This window comes from Streptomyces sp. NPDC051636, assembly GCF_044453765.1.
Lineage (GTDB): Bacteria > Actinomycetota > Actinomycetes > Streptomycetales > Streptomycetaceae > Streptomyces.
This window is the reverse complement of record NZ_JBITDA010000037.1, coordinates 1-16,175: the sequence shown is the minus strand read 5'-3', so window position 1 is coordinate 16,175 and position 16,175 is coordinate 1. Positions and strand designations below refer to the sequence as shown.

General features: G+C 72.2%; 10 protein-coding genes. All 10 read right to left on the bottom strand.

Annotation, left to right across the window (positions count from 1 at the left end; translation table 11 throughout):
* Positions 1-4 precede the first annotated feature (4 nt).
* The gene (locus ACIBBH_RS37810) at positions 5-721 is read right to left on the bottom strand and encodes a hypothetical protein (protein WP_399412730.1); all 717 of its coding nucleotides are present in this window, start codon (positions 719-721) and stop codon (positions 5-7) included.
* Entirely contained in the window at positions 718-1,419 is a 702-nt protein-coding gene (locus ACIBBH_RS37805; RefSeq protein WP_399412728.1) for a hypothetical protein, read from the bottom strand. Before ACIBBH_RS37805 ends, ACIBBH_RS37810 begins: the two co-directional genes overlap by 4 nt.
* On the bottom strand, positions 1,416-8,378 hold the full coding sequence (locus tag ACIBBH_RS37800) for a DUF4157 domain-containing protein (RefSeq protein ID WP_399412726.1): 6,963 nt from the start codon (positions 8,376-8,378) through the stop codon (positions 1,416-1,418). The genes ACIBBH_RS37805 and ACIBBH_RS37800 overlap by 4 nt, the downstream gene beginning before the upstream one ends.
* Positions 8,375-8,647 carry a hypothetical protein gene (locus ACIBBH_RS37795; RefSeq protein WP_399412724.1) on the bottom strand — a complete coding sequence of 91 codons (273 nt, stop codon included), beginning with the start codon at positions 8,645-8,647 and terminating at the stop codon, positions 8,375-8,377. Before ACIBBH_RS37795 ends, ACIBBH_RS37800 begins: the two co-directional genes overlap by 4 nt.
* Positions 8,638-10,629 (bottom strand): ATP-binding protein, encoded by a 1,992-nt coding sequence (locus tag ACIBBH_RS37790; RefSeq protein ID WP_399412722.1) that lies wholly within the window; start codon positions 10,627-10,629, stop codon positions 8,638-8,640. The genes ACIBBH_RS37795 and ACIBBH_RS37790 overlap by 10 nt, the downstream gene beginning before the upstream one ends.
* A gap of 33 nt (positions 10,630-10,662) precedes the next feature.
* Entirely contained in the window at positions 10,663-11,559 is an 897-nt protein-coding gene (locus ACIBBH_RS37785; protein WP_399412721.1) for a DUF4255 domain-containing protein, read from the bottom strand.
* 61 nt (positions 11,560-11,620) lie between these two features.
* On the bottom strand, positions 11,621-12,376 hold the full coding sequence (locus tag ACIBBH_RS37780) for a hypothetical protein (protein WP_399412719.1): 756 nt from the start codon (positions 12,374-12,376) through the stop codon (positions 11,621-11,623).
* Positions 12,369-13,106 (bottom strand): hypothetical protein, encoded by a 738-nt coding sequence (locus ACIBBH_RS37775; protein ID WP_399412717.1) that lies wholly within the window; start codon positions 13,104-13,106, stop codon positions 12,369-12,371. The genes ACIBBH_RS37780 and ACIBBH_RS37775 overlap by 8 nt, the downstream gene beginning before the upstream one ends.
* Positions 13,107-13,131: 25 nt before the next feature.
* On the bottom strand, positions 13,132-13,656 hold the full coding sequence (locus ACIBBH_RS37770; protein ID WP_399412715.1) for a phage tail protein: 525 nt from the start codon (positions 13,654-13,656) through the stop codon (positions 13,132-13,134).
* 33 nt (positions 13,657-13,689) lie between these two features.
* Positions 13,690-15,549: a phage tail sheath family protein gene (locus tag ACIBBH_RS37765; protein WP_399412713.1), complete on the bottom strand. Its 1,860-nt coding sequence runs from the start codon at positions 15,547-15,549 to the stop codon at positions 13,690-13,692.
* Positions 15,550-16,175 lie beyond the last annotated feature (626 nt).

The window sequence follows — 16,175 nt, the reverse complement described above, 5'->3', positions numbered from 1 at the left end:
CGGCTCAGGCCCTCCTGAACGATGTGCCGGGTGCCGCCGCGGTGCCGCCGAACCCGCCGATGCCTCCGAGGCCGAGGGAGCCGGTGCCGCCGTGCCGTGCGGCGGCGGCGAGCCGCTCCTTCTGCGCGAGGTGCGCCATGTACAGGTCGGCGCCGCGGTGCCCGGCGGGCAGGTCGCTGACGGTGAGGATCTTCATGCCGATGCTGAGGGACGCGCGGATCGGGTTGAGGTTGACGTCGAAGGCGGACTCGTTGACGGACAGCTCGGTCAGCCGCACCGGCATGACGCGCTTGCTGCCCCAGGTAAACAGGGTGAGCGGCATCTCGATCGGGCTGATCTCGATGGCGCCCTGCTTGGACAGCCGCATGGACTCGCGCAGTTGGGCGGTGGTGGGCTGCACGAGCATCTCGAGGGTGGCGAGCTGCGGGTGGATCCCGTCGGGGGCGGCGACCTCCAACTGGTCGGTCGCGTCGATCTCGGCGGTGAACTTCCAGGTCTCCTGGGCGGGCCCCTTGAGGCGGAGGGCCTCGTTGCGATCACCGCTGCCGGCCCCACCGCCTCCCGCGTCTCCACTGTCGCCGGCCGACTGCGGGGACACGCTCCGCTCCAGGGTGTCCGGGTTGAACTGCAGCACGATGACGCGCTGCGGGGCGCCGGTGTCGGGGGCGACGACGACTATGCCGGAGCGGATGGGTTTGGGGATGTCGGGGTAGCGGGTCACAGGCGTGCCTCCAGCCGGGCGCGCAGGTCGGTGTAGTCGTGGTCGGGGAAGAGGCGGGGGAAGACGTCGAGCATTTCCTTCAGTCCGTCCACCAGCGGGATGAACCCCATGCCGCAGTCCTCGGGCGCGCAGTACAGGTACTGCCAGCCGATGACGCCCTTGGTGACGAGCAGGGTCTCCAGGTAGGCCGGGTAGTCCAGCTCCATGCGCACGGCGCCCTGACGCATGTCGAAGAACCACACCTGGGGGTCGGTGGCTCCGGGGGTTGCACGCAGCAGGGCCATGCGGCCGGAGCCGGTCTGGGGGGTGTCGTCGACGATCCGGAGGTCGTTGTACAGGGCGCGCTCCGCGTCGTCCTCGCCCCTCCAGAATTTCGTCATGCGCTTGCCGGCGACCGCGCTCATGATGTGGTGGAGCTTGAACTCGCCGACGAGTGCCGTGTCGGGACGCCGGGACCGCCAGGCCGCCTCGACCGCGCCGTAGCGGAAGAAGTACTCCTGGACCCGGCGGCTCAGCGGCAGGTCTTCTTCCTCCGCGAGTTCCTCGAAGACCGTCTCGGCAACGTCGAGGGCCCAGACGATCTCATCCAGTTGCGCCAGATGCACCTCGAATTCGGTGGTCTCCCTGATCTCCTGGAGAACCTTGGCACAGCGCTCTTCGAACGGGTACCGGAATTCTTCTTCGTTGTTCGCCGTCATGACACAGTCCAGCTCACTTCGTTCTCGTCAATCAACTGTTCGTACTTGGCCACCATGACATCCAGGCCTTCCAGGGAGATATTGGTTCCCCGGGCGTAGTCCTTCACCACCCGCCTCAGCTGGGGCCCTCCGCCTGCCTTCGTCAGCCTGCGGCCCGAGGCGAGCAGCTTGTTGCGAGCCTTGACGAAGTGATCCGCGAGGCGCGGGTGATTGCCGCCGAGCAGCCTGACCTGGACGGTGGGGGCGCCGACGGCGTTGATGGACAGGCGCGTCTTCTCGTTCGCGGCGATCGGATCGGGGCTCTGGTCCCAGGGTGTCGTCAGGCCCTTCTCCCGCCAGTCCTCCCAGCGCTTGCCGGTTCCGCCGACCTTTTCGTAGCCGCCGTACTTCGCATAGATGTAGCTCGGCAGATGAGGCCAGTCGGGATGGTTGAATTTCGCGCCGGAGTGGTACCAGATAAGGGTCTCCGTGTCCCCGATCGCGTTGTACGCCTCATCCTCGATTCCTCGCAGGGCGTTCAGGTTCGTCTCCTGGCCACGTGCCGGCACCAGGTTGTTCCCCGTGGCCCTGCCGCCGATCCGCTCCGGCAGCAGGTGCATACGGACCCAGCGGGATCCTTCGCTCAGGCCGCGGTTCACGACATCGGTCCAGCCGGGTGGCTGTCCCAAGGGGGCTCGGTTGGCGTCCTCACCGCCGCCTCCGAAGACCGTCTTCGACGGGGTGCCGATGAACTTGGATTCATGGTCCTCGTCCGGTCGCCGCTGCTGGGGACCGAGCGAGAGGTGGGCGAAGGTCTGGAGTCGCTCTTCGGGAATGTCGAAGTAGAGCCGATTGCGGGCCTCGTTGGCGAATTTTTTCATCTGCCGCGCCAGCTCCCTCTTGTTCTTCTCGGCCTCCCGCTTCTTCTTCTCCTTGTCCGTCTCCACCGGGATCCGGGCCTGGATCTTCAACGCTTCCTGGTACTCGTTCTCGGCCGCGTCCACGTACCCCTGCTGCTTCGCCCTGTCCTTCTCGGCCTCCGGCCTCCCCAGGTCTTTGCGCCAGTCCGCCATGAACGGCGGGACCTCCTGCGGCGTGCTGTGGATGTACATGGGCGCCCGTGGGCCCCTGCCGTGGAACATCAGCGTGTGCCGCTCACCGTCGTCGGCGTCGGCGAACCGCACCTTCGGCAGGTCCACCGGCTCCGTGTTGTCGTCACGCCGGTCACGGCGGCGGTCCCGGCCCGGGCGGCGGCGGGAGTGGTCGTCGCGCGTGCGGTCCCTGCGGCGGCGCCACAGGTCACGCAGACGCCGCAGGCGGTCGTTCAAGCGGCGGCCGAGGCGGCGGCGGGCCTTGCCGTAGAGCTTGCGGGCCGCACGACGGGCTCGGCGGGCAGCCGCCTTCACTGTCTGGCGGGCACGCCGGATCCGGCCGGGGCGGCGGTCCTTGTCGGGGTCCCGGTCCCGGCCCTTGTCGTGGTCCCGGTCCTTGTCGTGGCGTCGGTCGTCCTTGCGGTCGTTGTCCGTGCGGCGCTCGGCGTCGGGGCCGTGGCTGTCGTCCGTACGCCGGTCCCCGGGCCGCGTGTCCTTGGGATCGCGGTCCCGGTCGTCCGTGCCGGGGCGGCGCCCGTCCTTGCGGAGCGTGTCACGGGCCGGGCCGCGGCGGGCGGGGCCGCCGGTTCGGCCGTCCCGGTCCTCGTCGCGCGTCCTGCGTTCCGCGTCCCGCGCCCGACGCCGCGCGGCGTTGACGTCGCGGCCTTCTTCACGTCGTTCATCGTCGTCACGGCGCTTCCTCGGCCTGGTGGTGTGGCCGGGGCGCGGCTTCTTCTCCGGGGAAGGGCGCTTGCCCGGGCGGGGCTTGGACGCGGGGCGGGACGCCTTGTCCGGGGACGGCTTGCGGGGGGCCGGGCGGTCGTCCCGGCCGTCGCCGCGCTCGTCGTCCTTCGGCCTGTCGTCCCTCGGTTCGTCGTCCTTGGGCTTGTCCGCCTTCGGCTTGCCGGGGGCGCCCGGCTGGTCCGGTGCGTCCGCACCGCCCGGCTTGTTCTTCTTTCCGCGGATCTTCTTCAGCAGGTCACCGATCCGGTCGGCGACCTTGCCCATGAAGCGGCTGACGCCCTCGATGAGGAACTGGTAGACGAGCTCCAGCAGGGCGACGACGCCGGCGGCGACCGCCTTCGCGAACGGCAGGGCGCCGTTGCCGCTCTTGACCGACTTCAGGAAGTCCATGAACAGGCCGAAGGCGGCCAGGATTTCACTGAGCGCGCCCCAGGCGGTCTGGAGGGCGTCGATGACGGCCATGACCCAGCCGGCGCCGGGGATCAGCTTGGCGACGACCTTCTCGACGACCATCACGCCGATGATGACGGGGAGTTGTGGCAGCGCCGCGTCCCAGGCCATCTGGCCCATCTCCTCCGCGGAGACGCCGCCGTCCAGCAGTTCCTGGAAGTCCTCGGGCGGGATGCCGATGATCTCCTGGACCTTCTGGTTGAACCAGGCCTTGACCGCGGTTTTGATCTCGTCGAACAGGTGCTCCTTGGCGCCGGTCTCGGCGGCAGCCCCGGCCTTGCTGATCCAGTCGCCCGGGTCGGAGACGATGTCGTTGAAGATGGCCGCCCACTCACCGAGCGCGGCGACGGCGGCGGCGCCGAACTCCAGCGCGCCGACGGTGACCGTTTCGGCGATGTCGACCGCTGCCAGCAGGCCGCCCTCCAGGGCGTCCAGGCCGGCCAGGAGTGCGCCGCACAGGCCGTCGAGGAGCTTGCCCGCGACCTCCTTCAGTGCGTCCGCGGCCTCGTTCACCTTCTGGACCGCCCAGTCCCGCGCGCCGTCGATGGTGTCGCGCCACTTGTCGCGCATCGCCGGGTAGTCGGCGAGGAGTTCGTCGCCGAGGGCGATCAGCGCGTCCGCGAACTTGTTGATCTGATCGATGACCCAGTTGCGGGCGTCGTCGATGAGCTTGAAGACCTGCTGCTTGAACTTGTCGATGAGGTCGGTGACCGCCTGGCGGGCCTTCTCGAAGACGCTCTTGATGGCGTTCTTCAGTTCCTCGAAGAACTGCTTCAGCTTCTCGATGGCCTCTTCGAGCCAGTTGTCGGCGTCGTTCCTGCCCTCCTCCTGCTTCCGCTCCGCCTCGCGCTCGGCGTTGGTCTCCTCGTCCTCGATCTTCTTGTTGTCGTCCTCGGTCCGCTTGTCGACGTCCTTCTCGGTCTTTTCGTCCTTGTCCTTGATGTCCTTGCGGACCTGGTCGTACTTCTTGCCCTTCTTTCCGTCGATCTCCGCGACCTTGTCGTCCTGCTCCTTGCGCCACTTGTCGCGGGAGTCGGCGATGTCGGAGCGGCCCTTGTCACGGGCGTCGGCCTGCTTCCTGCCGCTGGCGGACACCTCGCGCTGGAGGTCCTGGTCGTGCTTGTCGCGGTCCTGCGCGGCCTTCTTGTCCTTGGCCTGGCGCTCCTGGGTCATCTTCTGCCGGCCCTGCGCGAAGCCCGCCCGGATCTGCGGGCCGCGGTCGTGCTCGGCCACGGCGGACGCGGACTCGATCGGCACCCCGCCGCCGGACACCGACTTGGTGCCGCCGGCGCCCGCGGACTTCTTCCCGCCGGGCACCTTGCCGGTCAGGGTCTCCTTGGGCACGTCCGGGTAGATCTGGTCCTCGCCCATCGGACGGGCGGCGTCCTCGCGTCCGGAGCGGTGGAGCTCGTTCTTGCGCTCGTCGAGCTTCTGGCCCTGCTCGTCGGTGCGTTGCGGATCCGAGTCGTTCTCCAGCGGCAGCCTCGGGGCGTCGCCGACGCGGGCGTTCTTCAGCCCTTCGTCCTTGGTCGGGAGTCCCAGGATCGAGTCGATCAGGTCGTCGAGCGGAAGGATCTCCTTGAGCAGCTTGCCGAACAGCTGGGCGCCGATCGTGACGGCGATGTCCCACCAGCTCGGCTCGGGCACGTTCGCACCGGGCACGTCGCCTTCCGGCTTCTGCTCGCCGGTGATCTCGGGGGTCTTGCCCGGGGCCGCCTGGGTGCGGGCGACCTTGGCGTCGGTGTAGGTGCCGGGGGCCGCCGCCTTCGGACCGCCGGGGACGGTGCGGGGTGAGCCGGACGGCCGCTGCGTCCTCGGCGGGGCCTTGCGCAGGGCCGAGCGTTCCTTGTCGACGGAGCGGCCGACCGCGCCGTCGACACCCTTCAGGGTGTCCAGGGCCTGGTGGGGCTTGAGCGATCCGGCCGTGGCCAGGCCGGACTCGGGCGTGGCGTTGGAGACGTCCGGGGCCGGGGCCTCCTTCTTGGGCTTGGAGCCGGCGGCCGGTGCGGGGCGGCCGCCGCGGCCTCCGGACCGCACGGGGGCGGGTGCGGACGCCGTACGGCCGCCTCCTCCCCCGCCGCGGCGGGTGTTCCGCGTGGCCTGCCGTGCCGCCTGACGTGCCTTGGGCGTGGGCCGGGGCTTCGCGCCCTTGGACCCGCCGGACCCCGCGGCCTCCGTGGGCCTGGGGGTGTTGGTCTTCGGCTCGGGGCCCGCGGACATGGGCGAAGGGCCGTTCCCCGAGGCCAGTTTCGGGGCGGCGGCGGGTCCCGGGGTGGAGACCTTGTCAGGACCGGTCGCGGGGCCGGGGCTCGTGGCGGGGCCCGCGCCCTCGGTCATGTCCCGGCCGCCGCTGCCGGGCGTCGTCGGTGCGGTGTCGGCACCGCCCTGCTCCTGGTCCTGCTCCGCGCCGTCCCTGCCCCGGTCCGTGCCGCTTCCGTCCCGGCCCGTCGCGTTTCCGTCCCGGCCCGGGCCGCGCTGGGACTGATCCGGGCCCCGCTGAGACTGGTCCGTGCTCCTGCCCGGCTGCTGGTCGGATTCCTTGCCGGCTCCGGCCTCCGTCCGGCCACGGCCGGACGTGCCCGACTCCCCTGCCCGGTCCGCTCCTCCGCTGTCCGCCGCGCCCTTGGCGCCCGACGCCGAACCGACCGACTGCCGGCGGGCGTCCTCGTCCGCCTTGGCCAACTGCTCGGGCCCGGCCGCATCGCCGGGACCGGGAACGGTATCCCGCCCGGCACCGTCGGCGGTGCGCGCCTCCTCCTCGCGGCGCGCCGCCTCGGCGTCCTCCTGGCGCTCCTCCGCCCGCTGCTTCTCCGCGTCCTTCCCGGCGACCGACGCGGATGTACCCAGCGGCCCAGAAACCGACGCGCCCGAGGCCGCGCCGTCACCGTCGCCGTCACCGGCGGAGTCCGGGTCCGTCGCCATGACGTCCCACATCTCCTGGACGGTGCGGTCCTCGGAGTCGTCCTCGTCGGTGCGCTCGGGGACGTCCGATCCGGCCTCGGCTTCCGCCGTGTCCTGCGCCTCGTCCGGGGCCGTCGGACCGCCGGAAAAGGACAGCGCCGGGGCGCGGAGCGCTCCCCGCCTGCGCCGCTCGAACAACCGCGGATCGTCTGCCGCGTCCTCACCGGACGGGGCGGTGTCGGCGTCGGATGCGCCGGCGCCTTCCCCGTCGGCGCCGGGTTCCTGCTCGACGTCTTCCTCCGCGGATTCGGGCTCCAGGCCCAACGGCTCGTCGTCGGCGTCCTGTTCGTTCTCCGGATCGCCGACGGCTCGCGACGCGGCCGGGCCGACGCCGGTACGGGACCTCTCGCCCGGCTCGGCGCCGCTGCGGTCCACGGCCGTCGGTGCCTGGGCCGCCCGACGGCCGGACACCTCCCCTCCCGTGCCCTCCGACGGACGCTGCTCCTGTTCGCCACCCTGCTTGTCGGCCTCCTGCGCGGCCTCGTCCTGCGGGCCGCCCGCCTCTTCCTGGGCGTCCCGCTCGTCCTGCGCGTCCTGGTTCTGCTGGGCCTGCCGACCCTCCTGCTCGCCCTTGCGCTCGTCGGCGGCGTCCTGCTGAGCCTCCCGGCCGGAGTCGTCCTTCTCGGCCCGCTGCTCCTGCGTGCGCTCCTGCTGCGACTGTGACTGGTCCTGCTGGTCCCTGCCCCGCTGCTCGCGGGAAGCCGACCCAGGCCCGGTTCCGGTACCGCCCGGGGCGTCCCCGCGGTCGCCGGACGCGGGCTCCTCGCGGTCGGGCTTCTCGCCCTGCGGACCCTCGTTCGATCCCTTGTCGCCCTTGCCTGCCTCGGCGCCCTCTCGCCCGTCGTGTCCCGCCGGGGTCTCCCCGGCCCGGTCCGCGGCTGCCTCGCGTTCTTCCGCGATCTCCTCCCCCGCACCCGGCACCGCGTGCGGAGCCGCGGCGGCGTCCAGCGGCAGCGGGCCCGCTACCTGCGTCTCCTCCACCAGTTCCAGCAGGTGGTCCAGAGCCGGCGCCGGGAGTCGTACTTCCAGTCGGTCCAGGACGCTGTCCTGCACCTGCGGGGCCATCCGGGCCAGTTGGAGCCTGACGCGGCCCGAGCGGTCCTCCGGGTCGCCGCGCAGCGAGCGCAGGAGGCCGTTGGCCAGGCGGTCGACCAGCGTCGCGGGGTCCAGTTGCTCCATGCGGCGGCGGTCGGCGTCGACGGTGGCGTACCGCAGCCAGCCGGGTGTGGCCTGGTCACCTTCCACGTCCGCCGTGCCGGCGTCGGGCTGCTGTTCCCGTGCGACGTCCTGTGCCGCCGTCTCCGCCTCCCGCTCGATCGACTGCTGCGGCAGGCTGACCGCGCCCAGTTCGCGGCCCGCGCGCAGGGTGCCGAGGCCGTGCGGGTTCTGGACGGTGTGCAGGAGTTCGTGGGCGAGGAGGCGGCGGCCCTCGTCCGTGCCCGGCACGTACGCGCCCTCGCCGAAGAAGATGTCCTGGCCGACGGCGACCGCGTCGGCGCCGAGCATGTCGGTCAGATGCCCGGCGTCCCGGTCGGTGTGCAGCCGCACGCGGCTCAGGTCGTGACCGAGGCGTTCCTCCAACTCCCTGCGCACGCCGGGGTCGAGGGGCTGTCCGGCGCCGCTGACGATGTTCTTCGGCTCGGGAGCGCGGGACTTGGCGGCGCGCTCCTTGCGCTTGCGGCGGCGCTGTTCGGCGGAATGCTCCGAACTGTCCTGCTGTTGACGTGTGTTCACCGGGTCACCTCCCCCTTGCCGCTGAGGCCCGCGTGCACCGCGCGCGCCAGTTCCTGGCCGAGCCGGCGGGCGGACAGCCCGGCGGGCAGCGGCGGCAGCCCGGACAGCACGTCGGCCGTCCAGGGGCCCTCCACGGGCATGCCGTGTTCGGTCACCAGCCGGGTGAGCTCGCTTTCGAAGGCCGCCGACACCCGGTCGGGGTCGGCGCGGAACCCGCTCAGGGCCAACTCGCCTATCTCAATGCGGACTTCCTTCAGTGTCACACCCATCCGCGGACCTCCGTCGGCGTCAAGGAGCGCTCCAGCTTGAGGTATTCGGTGCGGGCAGCCGCGAGCATGTGGCGCATCTGCAGCGCCTCGCCCTCCTCGGCGGCCAGGAACGCCCCGGACAGGGCGATGTTGCGGATCGAGCCGCCCGCCACGGTGAGCCGGGCGAGCAGCGCCGGGTCGAGATCCTTGACCGGGGCCTGCGGCGGCAGCACGCGACGCCAGATCTCGGCGCGCTCGTGCTCGGCCGGGAACGGGAAGTCGACGACGAAGCGGATGCGCCGCAGGAACGCGTTGTCCAGGGCCTTCTTCATGTTGGTGGTGAGGATGGCGAGTCCCCGGTAGGCCTCCATCCGCATGAGGAGGTAGCTGACCTCCAGGTTGGCGTACCGGTCGTGGCTGTCCTTGACCTCACTGCGCTTGCCGAACAGGGCGTCGGCCTCGTCGAACAGCAGCAGCGCGCCGCCCGCCTCGGCGGCGTCGAAGACGCGGCGGAGGTTCTTCTCGGTCTCGCCGATGTACTTGCTGACCACCTGCGAGAGGTCGATGACGAACAGGTCCAGCCCGAGTTCCTTCGCCATGACCTCGGCGGCCAGCGTCTTGCCGGTGCCGGAGCCGCCCGCGAACAGGGCGGTGACGCCGAGGCCGCGGCGCAGGGTCGCGGCGAAGCCCCACTCCTGGTGGACGACGGCCCGCTGCCGTACGTGCGCGACGATCTCCCGCAGCACGTTCGTCTGCCTCTCGTGCAGGACGAGGTCGTCCCAGCCGGCCTGCGGTTCGATGCGCCTGCCGAGTTCGTCCATGCCGATGCGGGCCTCGTCGAGCCCGGCCCGCCAGGCGAGCCGTACGGCGTCCAGCTCACTCTCACCGGGCAGTTCACGCCGTACGGTCGCCGCGGCGGAGCGCACGACGTGCGGCGGAAGCTGGAACTGCGCGACCAGCGACCTCAGTTCGCCCTCGCCGAGTCCTGCGACGTCACGGAACGCGTCCGCCCACAGGCCGAGTTGCTCCTCGTCGTCCAGCCGGGGCACGGACACGCGTGTGCCGTGCGGCCGGTCGGTGCGGCGCGGGCCGGCACTCGACACGACGACGGGTACGGCGGCGCCGGCGAGGAAGGCCTCCGTCGCCGCCTGCTGCTCGCGGTCCAGCTCACCGGCCTCGACGAGCAGCGCGGCGGGCAGCAGGATCGCCTCGCGCTGCCACAGCCGGGCGAACCGGTCGCGTTCGGCCGGGTCGGCGGGGATGTCCTCGGCGCCCATCGCGTACAGGCCGAGCCCGGTGCGGGCCGCCGCGGCGGCGGCGATGTCGGCGCGGCTGCGCGGATCGCCGCCGACCAGTTCGACGAGCAGCGGCGCGTCCGGGCGCGCGCCGTCCGACCAGCCCGCCACCACCCCGCTGACGGCCTGGTCGTACGACGGTGGCAGCCGGTCCGGGACCGGGGTGGGGCGCAGCCGGCCGTGCAGCCGGGTGTCCAGGTAGGGCGAGCCGAGCAGGAAGTGCAGGAGGCGTTCGTCGAGCCGGAGCCGGGACGTCGTGAGCCGTGTCTCGTCGTCGAGTTCGACGATCCGCCAGCGGCGCAGCGGCGACACGGGCGTGAGCGCGCTCCAGTGCGGTGCGTCGAGCGCGGCCAGCGCCAGCGAGAACGTGGGGTACGTCCGCTCGGGGTCCCCGCTCGCGGCGGCGCACCGGGCGCCGCTCGTGGGGTCCAGCTCGGGAGCGGCGGCGAGCAGGGCGACGTCCCGCTCGAAGGCGGTTAGCCCGAAGCAGGCGACGAGCGCGTCGAGGGGGACGACGCCGGTGGCGGAGAGGTCGCCGGTGGCCTCCGGGTCGGCGTCGACGTCGACGTCTGTGCGGTCCCGTCGGCCGGCGTTCGCCGCGTGGGTGTCGATCCGGGTCATGACGCGCCGTATTTCCGCGCCGAGGGCAGGGGCGTGCTCGCCCGTGCCGGTCGCGTCCCGCACCGGTGTTGCCCCGTCCGTCCCCATGTCCTCACCTGCCCCCGTCGTTCCCATGTGGTCTCAGTTCTCGGTGTTCCTGCCGCCGTCCGCGCTCTCCCCGGACTGGGCGGTCCGCGCCGTCTTCGCCGCCCTGCGGCCGCGGGCGGGTGACTCGGCGGCGGCTCCCGCGCTCTTCGCGGCGGCCGCCCTGGCCGGGGCCTTGACCGCCGCTTCGGCCGGCGCCTTGGCCGGTGCCTCGACGGGTGCCTTGGCGGGCGCCTTGCCGGCGGCCCGAGCAGGTTCCCTGCCACCGCCGGGCTCGCTCGCGGGCGCCTGCCCGGCGGGACCCGGCGGTACCGGCGCCCCCGGCGCCCCGAACGGCAGCACCCGTACGTTCGGCCGCTCCACCGGCTTGCCCGGCGTGGGCGTCCCGCGACCGTCGATGAAGACCAGGGCGGCCTGGTAGACGACGGACAGCGAGTACGGCGTCTGGTGGAGCATCCCCCAGAGTTTGGACGTCTCGTCGACGTCCATCACCGTCGGCGTGAACCGCACCCGCTGCGCCGCATCGGCGAGGTCGCTGCCGCTCAAGTACGGCCGTTCACCGGCGAGTTCGATGACGTCCTTCGGCAGCACGGGGATCTCGTGCAGGGTTCGTACGACCGAGCCGATGAGCCGCTGGCCGACGAGTTCGGTCTCCTCGCCGTACGCGCTGATGAGGTAGTGCAGGTCGAGCGCGGCAGCGGGCCGCCGGACGAGCGTGCCGTCGGCGGCGCGCGTCGGCAGATCGTTGTTCCGCTGCGAGGTATTGGGTGTGACCTGGTACAGGAACACGTTGATGGTCGGTTCGGCCGGCGCATCGGCCGGCGGCTTGCGCGCCTCGACCTTGACGGCCATGTCGATGTCGGGCGGCAGGTTCGTCTCGATGAGCAGGGCGAGGGCCTGGGTGACGTGGGCGATGGCAAGTGCGTTGCTCATGGCGTCGGTTCCTCGGTCCCTGTAGTCCTGCTCGGCCGCTGTGCGCGGCCGGTCGTGCCGGTCATTCGCGTCCCCCGGCCAGGTAGTCGGCGAGGCTCACCGTGGCCCGCGGGCGTCCCGTGTCGCGGGGCCGCGGCCGTCCGCCGCCGCGGGGCGGCTCGGCGGCCGTGACCTCCAGGCGCCCGATCTGCACCTGCACCACCTGCTCGGTGCCGCGTCCGGTGCGCCGGGCCGCTGCCTGGCGCACGGCGTCGCGCGCGGCGGCCGTGTCGGCGGCGCTCGGCCGAGGGGCGGTGGGCCCGGTGGCGCGGGGAGCGGTGTCCGTACCCGGGGGGGTCGGTACGGACACCGCGCTCTGGGTGAGTGCTGCTTCCGTACCGCCGCGTCCCGTCGTGCGCCGGCCGGCGTCGGGCGCCGGTCGCGGGCCGGGCGTGAGCGACGTGACGGGCCGCAGCAGCGGTGCCTCGGCCGTGGGCGGTGCGGCCGGGCGAGGTGCGGGGGCGTCCGGCGCCGGTGCCTGCTCGGTCCGTACGACCGTCCGCTCCCGTTCCGTGCGGAGCACCTCGCGGGCCGCCGGGCGTGGCGCGTCCTCGCGCCGCTCGGCGAGCGGCGCGGTGACCGGCCACAACGCTTCCGTGCCGGCCCGGTCGGCGTCCCGGCCCCGTACCGCCTCGATCCGCTCGAACGGTCCGGGCAGCCTCGGCCGTAACCGCACCACGTCGGGGCGCGGCGCGGCGGCCGGGGTGTGCCGGGCGAGCAGCCGGTCGAGGAAGTCGGGCGACGGCCGGTCCGGCCGGCCCGCGGTGGGGTCAGACATCCGCACACAGCTCCAGGTAGTAGCGGCGCCGCAGCGGGCTGAGCGCCAGGATCTCCGGCTCGGTCCAGCCGTAGGCGGTGGCGAGCAGGTGGACGTCGAGAAGCAGGTCCCGGGCCCAGGCGTCCAGTTCGGTCCACAGGTAGGAGGCGATGTCCAGCTCGGCCCGGGTGGCCTCGCCGCAGTCGGGGCAGGCGACGTTGAGTGCCACGTCGGCGGCCGGGTCCGCGGCCTCGGCCGCCTCGGCGATCCGGCGCTGCACCTCGGCGGGCAGGTCGTACGCCGGGACGGGCTCCCCGTTCCGTACGGCCGACACGACACACCGCGCGAGCAGCGCCCGGCGGGGGTCGGCGTCCCGGGCCGCCGCCGTCAGGTCGGCGACGGCCGGCACCCGGAACTCGACCTCCCAGCCGTTCTCCGCGACGCGCACGAGCGGGTCGCGGCCGCTGTCGGCCAGTGACCGCGCGAACTCCCCGGCGTCCAGCTCGAACTCCATGTCCTCGCCGCACGCCCGGCACGCCAGCCGCACCTGCATCCGGTCGCCGAACAGCGCCCGGCGCAGGCTGAACAGATCCGCCTCGCGCTCACCGACGGGCAGCGCGAGCAGGGCCTGCGTGTCGCCTGCCAGGTCCGGGCGCGCCGCGTGGTGCAGCAGCAGAGCGCGCCCGGCCGGCGCGCGGCCGGCCCCGGCCTCCCAGGCGGCCAGGCAGTCGGCCGCCCCGGTCATCACCATCGTCTCCCCCCGTGCTTCCCCCGGATCAGGCCGGGTTGAGGAAGGACGGCTCCTCGGGCTCCGGCACCTCGTAGTCCCGCTCCCAGCCCTCGCACTCGAGCTTCAGCGACTGGATGGCCACCGCGTTGGCGTTGGCGTCCAGTTCGCCGAGCACCTGGTACTCGCTGGGCCAGGTCCGGTAGAGCTTGTGCGAGACGGCGACCTGGCCGGCCTCGTTGAGGACCTGGATGACTATGTCCTTGCGGAAGTCGGCGAGGGACACCTCCGAGCCGAGCCCGGCGCCGACCTGCCAGACCTTGTTGGCCCAGCGGTCGAACTCGGGGTCGTGGGTGACGCCCCGCTCCAGGGTGATGCCCTCGAACTCGGAGCGGCCGGGCGACTTGCGCGGTGACGACGGATCGCCGCCGTGCCGGTGCTTGACGACCTCCGTGGTCCGCTTCAGGGGACTGATCTTGCTGATGCCCGCGACCGTCCGACCGTCCCACAGGACCAGGAACTTGAAGTTCTTGTAGGGGTCGAAGCGATGGGCGTTGATCGTGAACTCTGCCATCGGATTCCTTCAGTTCTCCACGATTCCCCGCGCCTAGAGCGCGAACTGCCCGGACGTCTGCTGGATTTTGACGATCACGAACTCCGCCGGGCGGACCGGTGCGATGCCGACCAGGACGTTCACGATGCCGTTCTCGATGTCCTCGGCGGTCGTCGTGTCGCTGTCGCACTTGACGAAGTAGGCCTCGCGCGGGGTGCCGCCCTTGAAGGCGCCCTGGCGGAACAGGGTGTGCAGGTACGAGGAGGCGGCGAGCCGGATCTGCTGCCACAGGTTCTCGTCGTTGGGCTCGAAGACCACCCACTGCAGGCCGCGTTGCAGGCTCTCCTCGACGTGCAGGGCGAGCCGGCGCACCGGCACGTACTTCCACTCGCTGTCGAGCGCGTCGGAGCCCTCCAGCGTGCGCGCGCCCCACACCACCGGGCCGGTCACCGGGTAGGTGCGCAGGCAGTTCACGCCGAGCGGGTTGAGCAGCCCGGTCTCGCGGTCGGTGAGGTTGACGGTGAGGGAGTGCACGCCCGCGAGCCGCGCCTCGGTGCCGGCCGGCGCCTTCCACACGCCGCGCTCGGAGTCGGTACGGGCGATGACGCCCGCGACCGCGCCGGACGGCGGGAAGGAGCGCAGCCGGCCGGTGAGCGGGTCGGTGAGCTGCAGGTGCGGGAAATACAGGGCGGCGTGGTTGCCGCGTACGGCGTCGAAGGCGGCGAGTCCGGCGCGGGCGGTGTCCACGCTGACCCAGGTGCCGGGCGCGTCGACGAGCAGGAAGATCCGCCGTTCCTCGCACAGCCGCTGGGCCGCCGAGACGACCGTGATCGCGTCCTCGGTCTTCTCGTACGCGGCCGGCTCGGGCAGCACCAGGAGGTTGACGTCGGCCACGCCGCGCAGCGCCTGGATGCCGGTCTTGTCGGCCTCGGAGCCGATGAGGTCGCGCGGTCCGGGCGCCTGGCCGTCCTCGCCGCCCTCGAGCGGGAACACGGGCGGGTTGACGGAGGCCTCCAGACCGAGGTCATTGGCGCACTCGCCGACGAAGCGGACGACGTCCCCGGGGTCGGTGGAGCCGGCGACCACCTGCAGGCGCCGGCCGAAGGCGGTGACCTCGGCGCCGGCGAAGGCGTGCTTGCCGGGGGCGTCGGGCAGGGCCCGCAGCTTGCGTTCGAGGAGCAGCGCCAACTCGGCGACCGAGGACGGCGACCCGCCGTCGCAGTCGGGATCGTAGAGCGTGAACTCGCGCTCCACGTCACCGATCTTGACGGTCAGGTCCACGTTCAGGTCGGGCAGTTCGTGGCCGAACGGCTTGGAGACGGTGCCGGAGGGGTCGGGGCGGCCCTCGCCGACCACCTCGACGCGGATCAGCCGGGAGCCCGCATTGATCACGGTCTGCGCGTAGCGGCCGTTGTCGGAGTCCATGGACAGGCCGGTGAAGCTCTCCCGGGCCGCGCCGCGGGCGTCGTACACGCGCAGGTTGAAGGTCTCGTCGGGGCAGGGCGTGTCGTGGTCGACGGCGACGCGCAGCCCGTTGCCCCACACGCCGGGCTCCTTGGCGCGCACCTCGAGGACCCGGCTCTCGCTGTGGCCCTCGGTGGACTCCAGGGTGACGCCGGCGGCCTTGCCGCTGCCGGCCTTGGTGACGCGGACGACGACGGCGACGGAGCCGCCGTTGCCGAAGAACTGGTGGACCGCGTAGCCCACGGCGCTCTTCGCGCTCAGGCCGCCGAAGCGGCGCTCGAACTCCGCGAAGCTGGTGACGCGTACCGGTTCGTTCAGCGGACCACGTCGGGTGTGGCCCACGAACGCGGTCACCGATGTGGTCAGGGTCGAGATGGTGCGGGTGCTGCTGGGAAGCTCTTCGACGTAGACACCGGGATACGTCGGCTTGGCGGCGCTCGGCGCGCTCATCGGCTTTCCCCCTCCTATCCCTGTCTCGGGCACCGGACGAAGGCACCAAGAGACAGCTAGCGGAGGGACATGTTCCGGATCGGTGCGGCAGACGGTCCGCGCATGGACGGCGGCGGCCGAGCGCACCGCATCAGTTCCCCCGTCAGTGCCCGGACACGGTGGAGCGGCCGGGTCAAGCAGCGTGCTTGTGACTCCTGATGCGCTGGTGCTCAAACAACCTTGCGGTGCCGGGAGTTGACGAAACAAGGCGCCTTCTGGCCACCCCGGGAAAAGGTTCCGTGAAAGTCGACTCCCGGCATTCGCACATCGCGACCGCGCGCCGTCACCAGGTGGTCCACAGCTTCCGCACACGTGGTGTCGACGCAGGAGGGAGAACGTGCCCCGGGCCCGCCGCAACCGGTGTGACAGTACGACACGCACCCCCACGGCGCCCCCCGCGCACACCCGGGGCCCCCTCAAGTCGTACACAATCCGCCGTGGCCGGTTCCGCCGGGGCGGCCCGTGCCGGCCTCTGTCCCAGGGCCCGCGGAGCGTTGATGCTCCTATTGCTGTCAAGCGGCTTGAAGCCAGTCGCGGTAGGCGTGAGTGAGGTCGTCGTCCCTGCTGAGTCCTCTTTCGAGTCTGGA

Coding starts and splice junctions, on each gene's coding strand:
- ACIBBH_RS37790 (WP_399412722.1), bottom strand. CDS start 10,629: ATGGGGACGGACGGGGCAACACCGGTGCGGGACGCGACCGGCACGGGC.
- ACIBBH_RS37770 (WP_399412715.1), bottom strand. CDS start 13,656: ATGGCAGAGTTCACGATCAACGCCCATCGCTTCGACCCCTACAAGAAC.
- ACIBBH_RS37765 (WP_399412713.1), bottom strand. CDS start 15,549: ATGAGCGCGCCGAGCGCCGCCAAGCCGACGTATCCCGGTGTCTACGTC.
- ACIBBH_RS37780 (WP_399412719.1), bottom strand. CDS start 12,376: ATGTCTGACCCCACCGCGGGCCGGCCGGACCGGCCGTCGCCCGACTTC.
- ACIBBH_RS37775 (WP_399412717.1), bottom strand. CDS start 13,106: ATGGTGATGACCGGGGCGGCCGACTGCCTGGCCGCCTGGGAGGCCGGG.
- ACIBBH_RS37795 (WP_399412724.1), bottom strand. CDS start 8,647: ATGGGTGTGACACTGAAGGAAGTCCGCATTGAGATAGGCGAGTTGGCC.
- ACIBBH_RS37785 (WP_399412721.1), bottom strand. CDS start 11,559: ATGAGCAACGCACTTGCCATCGCCCACGTCACCCAGGCCCTCGCCCTG.
- ACIBBH_RS37805 (WP_399412728.1), bottom strand. CDS start 1,419: ATGACGGCGAACAACGAAGAAGAATTCCGGTACCCGTTCGAAGAGCGC.